Here is a 16919-nt window from a genome sequence, read left to right on the forward strand (position 1 = left end):
CGGCCGGTTCGCCGAGGCCGGGCAGCGGCTCGACGCGTGCTACGCGGAGGCCTCGCGGATCAAGCTGTACGCCGTCAGCCGGTACGTGCAGATGGCGCAGGCGGTGCTGGCGGGACACCGCGGCGACCGCCGGGCGATGGAGACCGCGCTCGGCGACTTCCGGCGCGGCGGCGGTGACGCCGGCCCCGAGGCACCGCTCGCGCGCGGCCTGGCCCAGGTCTTCTGCTCGCTGCTGGAGGAGGACCGCGAGACCGCGCGCGCCGAGCTGGACACCCTGGCCGCCGACCAGGCGCGGCAGCAGAGCACGTTCCACCTCGCCGGCACCCACGGCCTGAAGCTGCTGCTCGACGTCATCGCCGGGGACGCGACCTGGGACGACCACCGGCGCGTCGCGGCCGGGGCCACCGGCGGGATGCGCTGGAACCGCCAGTTCGTGCTGCTGGCCGAGGCGGTGCTGCACGGCCGCGACCACGCGCACGAGGCCGCCGCCACGGCGATGCGGCGCGCGGCCCAGGCGGCCGCCCCGTTCGGTGTGGCCCGCCCGCTGGGCCTGCGCCTGACCGCGGAGCCCGCCGTCGACGACGGCTGGGGCGAACCGGCGGAATGGCTTCGCGAAGCCGAAAGCCACTTCCACGGCGCGGACGTGATCCCGGTGGCCAGCGCGTGCCGCGCCCTCCTGCGCCGGGCCGGGGCGTCGGTGCAGCAGCGCCGCACGGGCACCGAGCGGGTGCCCGAGAGCCTGCGCGCGATCGGCGTCACCCTGCGCGAGTACGAGGTCTTCGAGCTGCTGGCGTTCCGGCTCAGCAACAAGGCGTTGGCGGCGCGGCTGCACATTTCCCCGCGCACGGTGGAAAAGCACGTGGCGGCCCTGCTGATGAAGACCTCGGTCCGCGACCGCGCCGAACTGGCGCGGTTCGCGGCCGAGAACTCGTCGGCTTCGGAGGTCTGACGGCCACGTCCCGCGGACGCGACCGCCCGAACCCGGCGGCCGTGGTGGCTCGGGCGCACGGCGAGACCCGTCAACGAACCAACGCCGACGCCGCGCACAGGGCCGCCCAGCCAGCCGCGAACGCCGCCACCTTCGGGCGCGCCGACCGGTCCGGCAAGCCGGTGCCGAACACCACCGCGTCCGCCGCGCCGGAGACCACCCGGGCCGCGAGCGCGACCTGGAGCGGCTTGCCCTCCGGCGCGAACAGCATCGCCAGGCCGATGGCCGCGTCGCGGGCGCCGATGCCGGCGATCAGGGTCCGGACGCCCGCGGTGACCCCGCCGGCCGGGGTCGTCAGGCCGCACGGTTTCGCCAGTACGCGCGGCGCGGCGATGATCGTGGCGCTGTAGGCGGCGGTCACCGCTCCGAGAACGCGGGTCAACGCGGGCATCCGTCACTCTTTTCACTAGGTACGGGCCGAAGCCTTCCGCTTACCCCCGTCCGCCGGTGCCAAACCGCCGCCGACGCCGGACTCGACCGCCGCCGTCACGATGCGGTTGCGGTCGCCCGGGGACAGCACGCCGTTGGCCACGAGCTCCTGCGTCACCGCCTTCACGTGCTTCACGAACCGGTCGTGGGACGCGTACTCCGCGTTCTCGTCGATGACGTCGTTGATCGTGCAGCCGTTACCGGTGTCGACGTTCTCCACCTGGCTGTCGATCCCACCGATCACCACCGTCTCCCGCGTGTCCGAGGCCGGGCAGGCATCCGGCGGCGGCGGGGCCGCGACCACCGTGAACACCCCCGTCAGCTCGGCCGAGACGTTGCCGGCGACGTCCGTGGCCCGGGCCCGCACGGTGTGCGCCCCGAGCGCCGGAACGACCACCGGCGCCGCGTACCTGGTCCACGCCGAAGCGTCCACTTTGTACTCGATGAAGCCCACACCGGACTCCGCGTCGGTGGCGGTCACCGTCACGGTCGCCGAGCCCACGTAGTTCCAGCCGCCGTCCTGCTTCCCGGTGACCTGGAGCGCGACCGACGGTGCCGTCGTGTCCCCGCCGGCGACCACGGTGAACGACACCGCACCCTCCGCGGACGCATTGCCGGCCACGTCGCGAGCGCGGTAGCCCACCGTGTGCGCCCCGGCCGCGGAGACCGGAACCGGCGCGGCGTAGGCGGTCCACACCCCACCGTCCACTTTGTACTCGACCGCGGCGACCCCGGAACCCGCGTCCGAAGCGGTCACCGTAACCGTCGCCTTGCCGACGTAGTTGCCGTCGGCGTCCTGCGTGCCGGCCACCGAGGCCGACACGGCGGGCGGCGTCGTGTCGCTCCGGACCACGGTGAAGTGGGCCATGCCCTCCGGCGACACGTTCCCCGCGACGTCGGTGGCCCGGTAGTGCAGCATGTGCGTCCCCGCCGCGGTCACCGCGACCGGAGCGGTGTACGCGGTCCAGGAGCCGCCGTCCAGCTGGTACTCCACCGAAGCCACGCCGGAATCCGCGTCGGTGGCCGTGATCCGGGCCGTCGCGACGTCGAGGTAGTTGCCCGCCGGGTCCTGGGTGCCGGTGATCGCGGCGCTCACCGCGGGTGCGGTCGTGTCCCCCGGCCGCGCGACGACCGTGAAGTGCGCCATCCCTTCTTCCGACGTGTTGCCGGCGACGTCGGTGGCCCGGTAGTGCAGCATGTGCGCACCGGCGGCGGTCACCACCACCGGCGCCGCATAAGCGGTCCACGTGCCGCCGTCGAGCTGGTACTCGACCGACGCCACGCCGGATCCGGTATCGGTCGCGGTCAGCGAGACCGTGGCGGACCCGACGTAGCTGCCCGAAGGATCGCGATCCCCCGCCACCGCCGCGGTCACCGTCGGCGGGGTCGTGTCGCCGGTGCCGTCGGAGACGACGAACTCGCCCACCATCGCGGTGTGCCCGGGGATGGTGCAGTAGTAGCGGTACTTGCCGGGCGTGAGCGTCACGACGGCCTCGTGCCGCCCGTCCTGCGGGTCGAACGGGTTGGCCAGGATGTTCAGCGAGACGTCGTGGTTGTAGCCCGGCGTCGTCGTGTCGAACGTCAGGGTGTGCGACATCCCGGTCGTGTTGCCGGTGGCTTCGCTGTTCTCGAAGACGACGGTGGTCTCGCCGGGCAGGGCGCCGGTGGGCGCCGACGCGTATTCGGTGGTGCTGTTGTTCCCGGTCCAGGTCAGCGTCTGGACCGGGGCCGCCGCCGCGGGCGTCGCCAGCCCGAGCACCGCCAGGAACGCCGTCAGCAGCAGGGCGATCAGTCGTGGGGACATCGCGGGGAACCCTTCCTGGGAAGGATGGGGGCCGGGCGGGAACCCGGCCCCCATCTCGCTACAGCTGCCGCACCCGGATGTTGCGGAATTCGATCAGGTCGTTGTCGCTGTGGTTCTGCAGCCCGATGAACCCGCTGACGAACTGCCGCAGGTCGGTCGGCGGGTCACCCGCGCGCGACGACTGCTGCCCGGGCGTGTTGTCGAACTCGTTGATCACCACGCCGTTGCGGGTCATCGTGTAGTGCTGCCCGACGACCTTGATCTCGTACTCGTTCCACGTCCCCTTCGGCCGCGCGCCCGCCTGGTCGATCGGGCGCGGGTCGAAGTTGTAGACCGACCCGGTCTTCTGCGGCTCGCCGGTGTCGCCGTCGTAGATCTGGATCTCGTGGCCGCAGTAGATGGCCACCCAGGCCTGCGACGTCCGCGCCGACCCGACCGTCCCGCAGCTGCCCGGCGGCCGCTGGTCGAGCGGTGTCCGCGGATCCGGGAACCGGACGAACACGCCGCTGTTGGCCCGGTTCGGATCGGGTGCGATGTCCTTGAACTGCACCTTCACCGAGAAGTCGCCGTACTGCCGCTGCGCGTACCACAGCATGCCCAGCCCGCCGCCGGCCCGGATGGACCCGTCGGGTTGCAGCGTGAACTGCCCGGAAGGTGCCTGCTCCCAGGCGCGCAGCGATGCGGCTGTGCCGTCGAAGAGCGCCTCGTAGCCCGTCGTGCCCGGCTTCCCGATCGGTGACGCCTCGGCGGCCGCGTTCAGCTCGGTCACCTCGGCGTCGTTCAGCACCCCGAGGTCCGACAGCGTCTCGGTGGCCTGCTCGACGTGGTTGACGAACGCCGCGTGCGTGCTCCACGTGCCTTCGTCGTCGAGGAAGTCGTCCACCGTGCACCCACCACCGGCGTTGCGGTTGACCACCTTCGTGATCGTGTCGCCGAGGGTCACCACCGGGCTCGGGTCGGCCACCGCGCAGCCGACGTTCACCGACGCCCGGGTCGTCACCGTTTCGCCGTTCGCATACGTCACGGTGAGCTTGGCGGTGAAGAGGCCGGTGCGCGGGTAGGTGTGCCGCGGGTCGGCCTGGGTGGACACCGAGCCGTCGCCGAACTCCCACCGGTAGGACACGCCACCGGACTTCGAGCCGGTGAACGCCGCCGTCAGCGCCTTGTTCTGCACCATCGTCGACGACGCCGCCGGCGCCGGGGTCGGCGCGCCGCCCGTGTAGCTGATCTTCAGCAGCTTCTGGTTGGCGTCCAGCGAGAAGAACCCGTTGCCGTAGTCGAGCACGTACAGCGCGCCGTCCGGCCCGAACTTGGCGTCCATCCAGCTCTGCACCCGGGTGTCCCCGGACCCGCCCGGGATGATCTGGCGGAACGTCTCGGCGAACACCGGCGGCTGGTGCGTGGGCACGCCCGCCGGGTCGACCGTCACCGCGACGCGGTTCTGCGCGTTGGCTTCGTCGGCGATGAACCACTTGTTGTCCCAGTACTCCGGCCACGCGACGCCGCTGCCGGTGTTGACCAGCGAGCGGTGGTACGTCGGCCCGGACATGATCGCCTGGCCGCCGCCCCGCAGGTACGGCTGGGTGTAGGTGGCGTCCGCCGCGTTGTACGTCGGAATCGACGAGCCCGGCCGCTTCGGGAAGACCGGCCCGCCGCCGTCCGGCGAGTACCAGATCATGTTGTCCTTGATCGGCGGCAGGTTCACCAGGCCGGTGTTGCGCGGCGAGGTGTTCACCGGGTTGTCGCAGTCGTACCAGCCGGTGAGTTCCGCGGCGTTGGTGCTGCTGCGGTCGCGGTAGGGCTGCCGGTTGCCCATGCAGTACGGCCAGCCGTGGTTGCCCGCCTCGGTGATGATCGTGGCCGTCTCGTACTTCGCCGGCCCCAGCTCGGGGCTCGGCGACGTCGCGTCCGGGCCGACCCAGCCCGCGGTCATCCAGTTGTGCACCGGGTCGATCTGCAGGCGCGAGATGTTGCGGACGCCCATCACGTAGATCTCCGGGCGCGTCTTGTCCGCGGGACCGTTCGGGAACAGGTTGCCCTGCGGGATCGTGTACGTCCCGTTCGCCTCCGGGTGGATCCGCAGGATCTTGCCGCCGAAGTCGTTCGTGTTGCCCGCCGTGCGGCGCGCGTCCTGGAACGAAAGGCCCTTGTACTCGAGCGTCCAGTTGTTGCCCGAGTAGCCGTTCGACCCGCCGGAGGAGTTGTTGTCCCCGGACCCGACGTAGAGGTTGCCGTCCTTGTCGAACGCCATGCCGCCGCCGGCGTGGCAGCAGCTGTGGATCTGCACGTCCCAGGACAGCAGGTCCTTGCGGGTGGCCTGGTCGATCGTCTGCGCGGTCGCGTTGTAGGTGAACCGCGAGATCGTGCGCTTGCCGATCCGCTTGTCGCGGTCGATCGACTCGTGCGGCATCCAGTAGGCGTAGAACCAGCCGTTCTCGATGAACTTCGGGTCCAGCACCATCCCGAGCAGGCCCTCTTCGTTCTTGACGAGCTCGTCGCCGCTGCCGCGGTTGCCCATCACCCGCAGGGTGGTGAGCAGCTTGACCTTCTTGGTGGCGGGGTCCCACTGGTGGATCGTGCCGCAGCCGAGGCCGACGTTCGGGTCGTCCCAGCTGACCACCGGCCCGGTCGGGCAGGCCGCCTTGCCGATGTAGAACACCTTGCCGTCCGGGGCGACGGTCAGCCCGTGCGGCTCGCCGATCTGGTCGAGCTGCCCGGCGGCGTTCTTGCCGGTCAGCCGCTCGACCTTGTAGTTCGCGGCGATCCCGGCCTGGCAGTCGCCGCGCACCATGCCGGTGGTCCAGCGCAGGGCGCCGAGCAGGTGGTCGCGGAACCGGTCTTCACCGTAGGAGCCCTCGGTGCGGCCCATGCCGGTGTAGAAGGAGCGGCCGCCGTCGTAGTCGCGGCACCAGGAGATCGGGTGGAACGGGCCGTTCGCGCCGACGCCCGGCTGGTAGCCCTTCTCCTCGACCTGCGCGACCGTGTGGACGGTGCCGACCGGGTTGGTTTCCCAGTTGAGCCAGCGGTCGGTCCGCGTCCAGTTCTGCGGCAGCCCCTTGGTGGCCGGGTGCTGGGCGTCGAGGACGTCGACGACGGCCTGCTGCGGCGCCGGCTCGGGCGGCGGCGGGGTGGTCGAAGTGTCCTTGAACAGCTTGAGGTCCGCCAGCTGGATGATCGGCTCCCCGGCGTTGGCCGTGATGTTCAGCCGGTAGTTCGGGTAGGCCGTGGTGTTGGCGAAGGTGAACGTCCGGGTCTGGAACGGCTCGGAGAACGTCTCGTTCGCGCGCGTGTCCAGGTCGGTCCAGGTGCTGCCGTCCGCCGAGCCCTGGAGGGTCCAGTTCTTCGGGTTCCGGCCCGGGAAGTCGTTCGCCGACGTCAGCGAGTAGCTGCTGATCGCGACCGGCGCGGCCATCTTGTAGGCGGCCCAGCCGGTCGTCGCGAACGTCAGCCACTTCGTGTTTTCGTTGTTGTCGGCCAGTTTCTCCTTGGTTTCGTTGGGCGGGTTCTCCCCGCTCGCGGTCACCGACGCGACCGCTTCCGGCGTGAGCCGGGCGCCGACCGGGCGCGCGCCGATCAGGCCGGTGAACCACTGCGACGAGTCCTGCGCGCGGGCCGCGTCGGAGATGCCGAGGAACCCGCCGCCGGCCTTCATGTACGCCTGCAGCGCGCCTTCCTGGTCCCGGCTGAGGGTGACGCCCTGCGCGGACAGGAACACGACACCGCGGTAGCGGGCCAGGTTGGCGGTGCTGAACACGGCGGGGTCCGACGACGCCGTGACGGTGATGCCGTTGTCCCCGCCCAGCCGCGCGATCGCGTCCGCCGCGCGGAGCACCGGGTCCTTCTGGCCGGCCGCCGCGCCGTGGAAGACCAGCACGTTCACCGGCACGTTCACCGCGGCGGGCGCGGCCTGGGCCACGGGCATCGCCATCAGCGGAGCTCCGGCCGCCAGGACCGAGCCGATGGCGAGCACGACCGCGCCGCGCCTGCCGAACCATCGTCGTTTCATAGCTCCCCTCCTGCGTGCGTACGGGAATCGGGGTTCGTGTCGTGCCCGGTGTGGCTGTGTTCCTTGAACCGGTCGATCGCGTCCTGCGCACCGTCGGGCAGGCTGCCGTCGGGGTTGCGGACCAGGAAGAGGCCCACCATCCCGCCGTCGGAGTGGGTCTGGACGTGGCAGTGGTACATCCACGCCCCGGGCCCGGCACCTTCGCCGGCGAGCACCTGGAAGCCGAACGAGCTGCCGGGGTCGAGGTTCTTGTTGTCGACGATGGCAGCGTTGTCATCGGCGCCGCGGAGCATCCCGGTGCGGGTGTCGGCCCAGCGGTGCCCGTGCAGGTGGAACGTGTGCGGCAGGCTGCCGTACCCGATGCACACCCACTCGACGCGCTCGCCGAGGCGCGCCTCGAGGATCGGCGTGTCGGGCGCCATCGCGTGGTTGATCATCATTTCGTTGAAGACGACGGTGTACTGCTTGCTCGGCAGCAGGTCGCCGCGCTTGCGGACGATCAGCCCGCCGTAGAGGCCGCGGGCGAGGCCGGCGGTGCCGTGGTCGGTGCCCATCGCGTGGTCGTGGTAGTGCCAGTACCCGGCGCTGCCCGGCATCCAGAACCCGCCGCCGGCGTCGTACCGGGTCCGCGTGCGCCAGGTGTAGGTGCGCGTCTCGCCCGGCTTGTTGAACGAGGCGTTGAGCGGGGCGCCGTCCGACGCGGTGTCGTAGGTGACGCCGTGCGGGTGGATCGACAGCCGTTTGTCGGTCCGGTTGACCAGTTCGATCTCGAGGGTGTCGCCCTCGTAGACCTCCAGCAGCGGCCCCGGGATGGTGGCCTTGCCCGGCTCGAGGCCGTAGCCGTAGAGGCCACCGGGCAGGGCTTCGGCGTAGATGGTGAGCTGGCGGGTGAGGCCCGCGGCCGACGCCGCCGGAGCCACCCCGACCGCGGGCGCGAGCACGCCCGCGGCGGTTCCGGCCAGCATCGACCGACGTGACACTCGCATGTGGATTCCCCCGGGGTCAGAAGCGCACGGTGCGGAGGTACTCGAACCCGACCTTCGCCGTGTTCAGCGGGTCGGCGGGCTGGTCGTGCTCGACGATGTATTCGGCGATGTTGTGGCAGGAAGCGGCGAAGATGCGCGGGAAGTCGATGACACCTGCGCCGGGATCGACCATCTGCCCGTCCGCGGTCCGGTCCTTGACGTGGTACTGCCGCACGCGCGGGTAGTTGCGGCGGAACAGCCCGACCGGGTCCGCGCCGCCGTTCACCGCCCAGAACAGGTCGATTTCCAGGTGCACGAGCCGCTTGTCCGTCTTCGCGGTGAGCACGTCGTAGGGCACGACACCGCCGATCGGGGCGAACTCGTGGTCGTGGTTGTGGTAGCCGAGCTTCAGCCCGGCCTTCCTGAAGGCGACCGCGGCGGTGTTCATGCGGCCCGCGAAGGCTTCCCACTCGGCGATGGTGCCGAAATTCGCGTACGGCACGACGACGGAGCGGTTGCCGAGGACCTTGGCGTCGGCGATCGCCTGGTTCAGGTCGCCGTCGATGCCGACGTGCGTCGAGGAGGCCTCGATGTGGTTGCGGTCGAGGATGGCGCGGAACTCGGCGGCACTGCGCCCGTAGGTGCCGGCCAGCTCGACCTTCCGGTAGCCGATGTCGGCCAGCGCGGACAGCGTGCCTTCGGGATCGTTCTGCAGGAGCGACCGCAGGGAGTAGAGCTGGATGCTGATCTTGTCGAGCGGGATCCGGCGCCGGGCCGTGGCGGCGTCCGCGGTACCGGGCAACGCGATGGCCGCCGCGCCCACCGTGAGGGCCGCTGTCGCCACGTTCAGGAACGTTCGTCGGGAGTGCTGCTCAGCTTCATGACCGCACATGGAACTCCCTCATCTCTGGTTGCTGAAAGCCGCGTCGAAAGCTGCCGACGGCTTGTCGAACAGGTGCTCGCGTACGTACTTCACCGCCTCCGCCGCGCCGCGGAGCCGGTCCATCCCGGCGTCTTCCCACTCCACCGAGATCGGGCCGGAGTAGCCGATCGAGTTCAGTGCCCGGAAGCAGTCCTCCCACGGGACGTCGCCGTGGCCGACGGACACGAAGTCCCAGCCCCGCCGCGGGTCCGCCCAGGCCAGGTGCGAGCCGAGCCGCCCGTTGCGGCCGTCGAAGCGCTTGCGGGTGTCCTTGCAGTCGACGTGGTAGATCCGGTCGGCGAAGTCGAGGATGAACCCGACCGGGTCGAGGTCCTGCCAGACGAAGTGCGACGGGTCCCAGTTCAGCCCGAACGCCGGCCGGTGGTCGACGGCTTCGAGAGCGCGCTTGGTCGTCCAGTAGTCGTAGGCGATCTCCGAGGGGTGGACCTCGTGCGCGAACCGGACGCCGACCTCGTCGAAGACGTCCAGGATCGGGTGCCACCGGCGGGCGAAGTCCGCGTAACCGTCATCGATGTCATCGCGCGTGACCGGCGGAAACATCGCGACGTACTTCCAGGTCTTCGACCCCGTGAAGCCGATGACGGTGTCGACGCCGAGCTTCGCCGCCGCGCGCGCGGTGTCGGCCATTTCGGCCGCCGCGCGCTGCCGGACGCCCTCGGGTTCGCCGTCGCCCCAGATGCGGGACGGCAGGATCGCCTGGTGCCGGTGGTCGATCGGGTCGTCGCAGACAGCCTGCCCGACGAGGTGGTTCGAGATCGCCCACACCTTGAGGCCGTGGTCGGCGAGCAGCCGCAGCCGTCCGGGCACGTAGTCCTCTTCGGACAGTGCGCGGTCCACCTCGAAGTGGTCGCCCGAGCAGGCGATCTCCAGACCGTCGTAACCCCATTCCGAGGCGAGCTTGCAGACCTCGGTGAACGGCAGGTCGGCCCACTGGCCGGTGAACAACGTGACGGGACGGCTCATTTCTCCTCCACCGACGTCCAGTTCGCTTCTTCCGCGGCACTCCGCTCGACGGCGGCCAGCACCCGCTGGACGCGCAGGCCGTCGTCGAAGCCCGGCTCGGGGTCGGTGCCCGCGCCGATGGCGTCCAGGAGGTCGGCGACCTCGTGGGTGAACGTGTGCTCGTAGCCGAGGAGGTGCCCCGGCGGCCACCACGCGCCGACGTACGGGTGCTGCGGCTCGGTGACCAGGATGCGGCGGAACCCGGCTTCGGTGCCGCTGCCCTCGTACCACTGCAGCTCGTTCATCGACTCGAAGTCGAACGCCAGGCTGGCCTTCGACCCGTTGACCTCCAGCCGCATGGCGTTCTTGCGGCCCAGCGCGAACCGGGTCGCCTCGAAGGTCGCCACCGCTCCCCCGGACAGCCGCGCGAGGAACAACGCGGTGTCGTCGACCGTCACCTCGTCCGTGCCGCCGGTCTCGGCCGGCCGCTGCTTGACGAAGGTGTTCGTCAGCGCCGAGACCCCGGTGATCACCTCGCCGGTGACGAACTGGGCGGCGTCGACGATGTGGGCGCCCAGGTCGCCCAGCGCGCCCGACCCGGCGGACTCCTTGCGGAGCCGCCAGGTCATCGGCGCCCGCGGATCCGACAGCCAGTCCTGCAGGTACACCGACCGCACGTGCCGGATCTCGCCGAGCGCCCCGCCCGCCACGAGTTTCCGGGCGTGGGCGAGCGCGGGCACCCGGCGGTAGTTGAACGCGACCATGGCCCGTACCCCGCGTTCCCGGGCCCGCCGCGCCGCCTCGGCCATCGCTTCGGCCTCGGCGACCGAGTTGGCCAGGGGTTTCTCGCACAGCACGTGCTTCCCGGCCGCCAGCGCGGCGATCGCGATCTCCGCGTGGCTGTCCCCCGGCGTGCAGACGTCGACCAGGCCGACGTCGTCCCGCGCGACGAGCTTCCGCCAGTCGGTCTCGACGTCCTCCCAGCCGAACTTCTCCGCGGCGGCCTTGGCCCGGGCCTCGTCCCGGCCGCCGAGCACGGCGAGCCGCGGCACCAGCGGCGGGTCGAAGAACCGGTGGACGCTGCGCCAGGCGTGCGAATGCACCGCACCCATGAACGCGTGGCCGACCATGCCGATCCCGATGGTTTCCCGTCCCGGGCTCATGCCCCTCCTCTGGTTTCGGTGCCGGTGGTCAGGAGTCGAAGCCGACGTCGAGGTACTGGTCGACGTTCTCCTTGGTCACGACCGCCGAATACGTGGTGATCTCGGCCGGGATGTCGTGCTCGGCCAGGTCGCCGATCCCCTTGCCCTGCCCGAGCAGGCGGGCGAGCGCGACCGCCGTCGACGCCATCGACGGGCTGTAGAGCACGGTCGCCTTGATCGGCGAGGAGTCGGCCTTGATCAGGTTCATCATGTTCTTCGAGCCGGCGCCGCCGACCATGATGAACTCCTTGCGGCCCGCGGTGTCGATCGCCGCGTTGACGCCGATGCCCTGGTCGTCGTCGTGGTTCCACAGCGCGTCCAGCTTCGGCGCACCCTGCAGCAGGTTCGCCGTCTGCTGCTCGCCCGACTCCGACGTGAACTGCGCCGAGACGCGCGGGCCGACCTTGAACCCGGCGCGGCCCAGCGCGTCCTTGAACCCCTTGCTGCGTTCCTGGGTCAGCGGCAGCGAGTCGATCCCGGCGACCTCGCCGATGACCGGGTTCGCGACGTTCTTCTTCTTGAGCTCCGCGGCGATGTAGTTGCCCGCGTTGACGCCCATCCGGTAGTTGTCGCCGCCGATCCACGTTCTATAGGCCAGCGGCGTGTCGAAGACGCGGTCGAGGTTGATCACCGGGATACCCGCGTCCATCGCCTGCTGGCCGACCGCGGTGAGCGCCTTGCCGTCGAAGGGCAGGATCACCAGGACGTCGACCTTGGCGTTGATCAGCGTCTCCACCTGGGAGATCTGCTGGTTGACGTCGTTGGTGCCCTCGGTGGCGTTGAACTTCACCTCACTGAACTTCTGCGCCTGGGCCTTGGCGTTCTTGGTGATCGCCGCGATCCAGCCGTGGTCGGCGGCCGGGGCGGAGAAGCCGATGGTGATCGGCTTGCCCGGCTGGGCGTTGTTGCCCGCGTTGGCGACCGGCGCGTTCGACTCCGAGTTCGCCGGCGTGTTCCCCGTGCAGCCGGCCAGCAGCGCACCGGCGCCGACGGCGGCCCCGCCCAGCAGGAATCCCCGGCGGCCGAGGAAGGGGTGTTCGGCCATGATGACCTCCATCGGTGGTTACTGACTACCGGTCCTGGCTTTCCTGGCCCGGAACTGCAAGAGCACGGCGAGCACGATGATCACGCCCTTGGCGATGTTCTGGATGTCGGTGTCCAGGTTGTTCAGCGTGAAGATGTTCGACAGCACCGTGAAGATCAGCACGCCGACGAGCGTGCCGATGAGCGAGCCGCGGCCGCCGGTCAGCAACGTGCCGCCGATGACCACCGCCGCGATCGCGTCGAGCTCGTAGAACATGCCGTTGGTCGACGCGCCCGCCGTCGTCCGCGCGACGACCATCAGCGCGGCGATCCCGCAGCAGAGCCCGGCCACGCCGTAGACGAGCGCGAGGTGACGCTTGACGTTGATGCCGGCCAGGCGCGAGGCCTCGGCGTTGCCGCCGACCGCGTACGTCCGGCGGCCGAAGGTGGTGCGGTTGAGCACCACCCAGCCGACCGCGAAGACCAGCGCGAACAGCCAGATCAGCGTCGGGATGCCGAGGAACCCGCCCCGGAAGAAGGCGAGGAAGTCCTGGTCGGCGACGACCTGGGTGCGCCGGCCGCTGATCCGCTCGGCGAGCCCGCGCGCCGAGACGTACATCGCCAGGGTGGCGATGAACGGCACGACCTTGCCGTACGCGACGAGGACGCCGTTGACCAGCCCGCAGCCGAGGCCCACCGCCAGTCCACAGAGGACCATCACCCACGGCCCGTACGACTGCGTCGCCAGGGTCGTCAGCCAGACGCCGGCCAGGCCGACCATCGAGCCGACCGACAGGTCGATGCCGCCGCTGATGATCACGAACGTCATCCCGACGCTCACCACGCCGATCGCCGCGGCCAGCCGCAGGATCGTCGAGATGTTGCTTTCGGTGAAGAACAGCTCCGGCCGGGTGAACTGGCCGACCAGGCACAGGATGACGAGCACCCCGGCCAGGCCGAGCAGCCGCGGGTCGGCGGAGAAGGTGAACCGCTTCCGTTCGGCGGGCAGCGCTTCCTGGGGCGGTGCTTGGGTTTCGGTCATGCCGCGCTCCCCTCGAGAATCACGTCGAGCACCTCGGCCTCGGTCAGCCCGGAGGAGCGCCGGTCGGCGAGGACGCGGCCCTCGCGCAGCACCAGCACCCGGTCGGACAGCCCGAGCACCTCGGGGATTTCGCTGGACACCAGCACGATCGCGACACCGGTCGCGGCCAGCTCGTCGATCAGCCGGTACAGCTCGGCGCGGGCGCCGACGTCGACGCCGCGCGTCGGCTCGTCGAGCAGCAGCACCCGGCACCCGCGGACCAGCCACCGCGCGAGCACGGCCTTCTGCTGGTTGCCGCCGGACAGCGTGCGGACGATCCGCCGCGGATCGGCGGGCCGCAGGTCGAGCCGGCGCAGGCTCGCGCCGGCGTCCTCGAGCTCCTTGGCGCGCTCGGTGAAACCGAGCTTCGCGTACCGGCCGAGGCTGGCCAGGGTGACGTTGTGCACCACCGGCAGGTCCAGCAGCAGGCCTTGGCTCTTGCGCTCCTCCGGGGCGAGGCCGATGCCCGCCCTGACCGCCGCCCGGACGCCGGGACCGAGCGGTTTGCCCTGCACCGTCACGGTTCCGCGGTCGGCCTTGCGCGCACCGAAGATCGTCTCCAGCAGCTCGCTGCGCCCGGAGCCGACCAGGCCGGCGATGCCGACGACCTCGCCGGCGTGGACGGTGAAGCTCACGTCCTCGAACTCGCCGGTCCGGGAGAGGTGCTCGACGGCGAGGGCGGTCTCCGGCCGGGCGTGGCCGTCGTGGCGCGGCCCGAAGACCGTCTCGACCTTGCGCCCGGCCATCAGCGCGACCAGGTCGGCGGTCGGCGTCGCGGCGGCGTCGAGCCCGGTGCCGACGGTCCGGCCGTCCTTGAGCACGGTCACCCGGTGCCCGATCCGGCGCAGTTCTTCGAGCCGGTGCGAGATGTAGACGACCGCGACGCCGTCGGCGGTCAGCTCGCCGACGATCCGGAAGAGGTTGTCGACCTCCTCACCGGCCAGCGCGGCGGTGGGTTCGTCCATCACGAGCAGCCGGGCGTCGTGGGCGAGCGCGCGCGCCATCGAGACGAGCTGCTGCCCGGCGGCGGAGAGCTTGCCGACCTCGGTCGACGGCCGGATGTCCGGATGACCGAGCCGGGCCATCAGGCGGGCGGCTTCGTCGCGGGCCTGCGAGATGCGCGTGAAGCCGAAGCGGGCGCGCTCGTGGCCGAGGAAGATGTTGTCCGCCACCGAAAGCCCGGGCACGAGGTCGAGCTCCTGGTACATGGTGGCGATGCCCAGCCGCAGGGCGTCGACCGGCGAACCGAGCGTCACCGGTTCGCCCTGCCAGGTGATTTCGCCGGTGTCGGGCTGGTGCGCGCCGGAGAGGACCTTGATCAGCGTCGACTTCCCGGCGCCGTTCTGGCCGAGCAGGCAGTGCACCTCGCCGGGTTCGACGTCGAGGTCGACGCCGTCGAGGGCGCGGACGCCGGGGAACGTCTTAACGATCCCGCGGACGGACAGCAGGCTCATACGGTGGCCTCCTCGGCGAGCGTCGGGTTCGCGAACAGCCGCTCGGCCGCCAGGTGCGCGGCGCCCCGCAGCGGTGCCTGCAGGCCGAGCCCGGACGCCACGACCCGCGCCTGGCCCAGTGGCCGGGCGGCGAGTTCGACGCGGACCGGTTCGACCAGCCACTCCCCCAGTTCCGCGAAGTAGCCGCCGAGCACGACGACCTCCGGGTCGAGCACGTCGACCACAGTGGACAGGGCGATGCCGAGCGCGACACCGAGTTCGTGGACCGCCGTCACCGCGCGCTGGTCGCCCAGCCGGATGCGGTCCTTGAGCCGGGCGACGCGGCCTTCGACGCCGGGCGCGGGGTCGTGCAGCGGGTCGCCGGGAGCCGCGGCCGCGCGCAGGACGGCGGCCAGGTTCGCCTTCGTCTCCAGGCAGCCCGTCCGGCCGCAGGCGCAGCGTTCGCCGGACGGGTCGACGGCGATGTGCCCGACCTCGCCCGCGAAGCCGCGCGCGCCGCGCAGGATCGTGCCGCCGGAGACGAACCCGCCGCCGACGGCCGTGCCGCCGCCGAGGTAGAAGACCTCGGTGCCGGTGCCCGCGACCGATTCGGCGAGGGCACCGAGGTTGGCGTCGTTGTCCACGGCGATGGCGTCGACCGGGACGCCCAGCCGGGCCGCCATGAGACCGGCGATTTCGGCGTCCCGCCAGCGCAGCGCCGGCGCGAACCGCAGCACGGCGGCGGCCGAGTCGACCAGCCCGGGCACCGAGATCGCGACGCCGACCGGCGGGCCGGGCAGGACCGCCTGGGCCAGCCGGCCGAGCTCGTCCATGCCTCTCTGGAGCCCGAGCGCGGCGACGTCGACGGCCTCGGCGCGGTCGGCCAGGACCCGGCCCGACAGATCGGTGACCAGGACCGACAGCCGGTCGGCCTCGATGCCCAGCGCCAGCGCGTACGCGTCTTCGCCGTGCAGTTCGACCAGCCGGCTCGGCCGTCCGTTGCCGGGGAGGACCCCGGCGGGCCGGACCAGGCCGCGCTCGGCGAGTTCGGTGAGCAGGCCGGGAACCGCGGACTTCGCGATCCCGCAGCGGGCCGCCAGCTGGGTGCGCGAGAGCGGGCCGGTGCGCAGCGCCCGCAGGACCGCGGCCAGGTTCGCCGTACGCGGGCTCGCCGAGCCGGCTCGCCTCGTTCCGGTGACGGCCACGGTGCCCCCATCTTGCGCTGGCTACTGAACGCACTTTGTCGCTCAGGCAGCGAAAGTAGGGTGACTGGCATCACTCGTCAAGGTGATACCGGTGCGTTAAGTCGGGTTTTCACCCGGATAGACGTGCGAAACCGGACAGACTTTCGCTCACTACGTGCAAAAGTCTGCTCGATCTTGACGTTACACTGTGGACGCGTTCAGCAACGCTCGGTCACGCGAAGGTTCAGCTGCTGAGCGTGAAAGCCCGGTCCGTGGCCGACCACGCGGCCCCGATCACGCCCGCCGTCTCACCCAGCTCGGACAGCACGATCGGCAGGTTCCCGGTGGCCAGCGGCAGCGAGCGCCGGTAGACCGCGCTGCGCACCTCGGCGAGCAGCTGGTGCCCGAGCTGGGCCACCCCGCCGCCGATCACCACCATGCCCGGGTTGATGAAGCAGACCAGCGAGGCGATGACCTGGCCGAGCCGCCGCCCGCCGTCGCGGATGAGGTTGACCGCGCCGGAGTCGCCCGCCGCGGCGGCCCGGCCGACGTCACGGGCCGTGACCGCGCCGCGCTCGGCGGCCGCCTCGGCCAGGTGCGCCGACCGGCCGCTGCGGGCCAGGGCCAGCCCGTCGCGGGCCAGCGCGGCCCCGCCGAAGTAGGCCTCCAGGCAGCCGACCTCGCCGCACGCGCAGGTCGGGCCGAAGTCGTCGAGCCGGATGTGCCCGATGTCGCCCGCCGTGCCCGCGACCCCGCGGTAGACCTTGCCGCCGAGCACGATCCCGCAGCCGATCCCGGTGCCGATCTTGACGAACATCAGGTCGTCGGTCGAGCGGGCCACCCCGGCGTGCCGCTCGCCGAGCGCCATCGCGTTGACGTCGTTGTCCACCGCGACCGGGCAGCCCCACAGGCCGCCGAT

13 protein-coding genes are annotated in these 16919 nt (G+C 71.4%); 1 reads left to right on the forward strand and 12 read right to left on the reverse strand.

The window, feature by feature from the left end:
• A partial coding sequence (locus CCN39_RS34245) for a helix-turn-helix transcriptional regulator (protein ID WP_143264261.1) occupies nucleotides 1-949 on the forward strand: 949 nt, incomplete at its 5' end.
• A gap of 70 nt (nucleotides 950-1019) precedes the next feature.
• Here CCN39_RS34245 and CCN39_RS34250 read toward each other — a convergent pair.
• The 12 genes from CCN39_RS34250 to CCN39_RS34305 all read right to left on the reverse strand — a co-directional run.
• Nucleotides 1020-1379, reverse strand: a complete 360-nt coding sequence (locus CCN39_RS34250; RefSeq protein WP_086849094.1) for a hypothetical protein — start codon at nucleotides 1377-1379, stop codon at nucleotides 1020-1022.
• A gap of 15 nt (nucleotides 1380-1394) precedes the next feature.
• On the reverse strand, nucleotides 1395-3221 hold the full coding sequence (locus CCN39_RS34255) for an OmpL47-type beta-barrel domain-containing protein (RefSeq protein ID WP_086849096.1): 1827 nt from the start codon (nucleotides 3219-3221) through the stop codon (nucleotides 1395-1397).
• A gap of 58 nt (nucleotides 3222-3279) precedes the next feature.
• Entirely contained in the window at nucleotides 3280-7227 is a 3948-nt protein-coding gene (locus CCN39_RS34260; RefSeq protein WP_086849098.1) for a ThuA domain-containing protein, read from the reverse strand.
• A complete protein-coding gene (locus CCN39_RS34265; RefSeq protein ID WP_086849100.1) occupies nucleotides 7224-8192 on the reverse strand; it encodes a multicopper oxidase domain-containing protein in 969 nt (322 codons plus the stop codon). Before CCN39_RS34265 ends, CCN39_RS34260 begins: the two co-directional genes overlap by 4 nt.
• 37 nt (nucleotides 8193-8229) lie before the next feature.
• A complete protein-coding gene (locus CCN39_RS34270; RefSeq protein WP_086849102.1) occupies nucleotides 8230-9084 on the reverse strand; it encodes a TIM barrel protein in 855 nt (284 codons plus the stop codon).
• A gap of 9 nt (nucleotides 9085-9093) precedes the next feature.
• Nucleotides 9094-10098 carry a sugar phosphate isomerase/epimerase family protein gene (locus tag CCN39_RS34275; protein ID WP_086849114.1) on the reverse strand — a complete coding sequence of 335 codons (1005 nt, stop codon included), beginning with the start codon at nucleotides 10096-10098 and terminating at the stop codon, nucleotides 9094-9096.
• Nucleotides 10095-11240 (reverse strand): Gfo/Idh/MocA family protein, encoded by a 1146-nt coding sequence (locus CCN39_RS34280; RefSeq protein WP_086849116.1) that lies wholly within the window; start codon nucleotides 11238-11240, stop codon nucleotides 10095-10097. Before CCN39_RS34280 ends, CCN39_RS34275 begins: the two co-directional genes overlap by 4 nt.
• Before the next feature lie 28 nt (nucleotides 11241-11268).
• A complete protein-coding gene (locus CCN39_RS34285) occupies nucleotides 11269-12336 on the reverse strand; it encodes a substrate-binding domain-containing protein (protein WP_086849118.1) in 1068 nt (355 codons plus the stop codon).
• 6 nt (nucleotides 12337-12342) lie between these two features.
• On the reverse strand, nucleotides 12343-13344 hold the full coding sequence (locus CCN39_RS34290; protein ID WP_086849120.1) for an ABC transporter permease: 1002 nt from the start codon (nucleotides 13342-13344) through the stop codon (nucleotides 12343-12345).
• Nucleotides 13341-14837: a sugar ABC transporter ATP-binding protein gene (locus tag CCN39_RS34295; protein WP_086849122.1), complete on the reverse strand. Its 1497-nt coding sequence runs from the start codon at nucleotides 14835-14837 to the stop codon at nucleotides 13341-13343. Before CCN39_RS34295 ends, CCN39_RS34290 begins: the two co-directional genes overlap by 4 nt.
• Nucleotides 14834-16021 carry an ROK family transcriptional regulator gene (locus CCN39_RS34300; RefSeq protein ID WP_086849125.1) on the reverse strand — a complete coding sequence of 396 codons (1188 nt, stop codon included), beginning with the start codon at nucleotides 16019-16021 and terminating at the stop codon, nucleotides 14834-14836. Before CCN39_RS34300 ends, CCN39_RS34295 begins: the two co-directional genes overlap by 4 nt.
• A gap of 223 nt (nucleotides 16022-16244) precedes the next feature.
• On the reverse strand, nucleotides 16245-16919 hold a 675-nt coding region (locus tag CCN39_RS34305), incomplete at its 5' end, for an ROK family protein (protein ID WP_143264262.1).

The sequence above is a fragment of the Amycolatopsis kentuckyensis genome (assembly GCF_002155975.1).
Classification (GTDB): Bacteria; Actinomycetota; Actinomycetes; order Mycobacteriales; family Pseudonocardiaceae; genus Amycolatopsis; species Amycolatopsis kentuckyensis.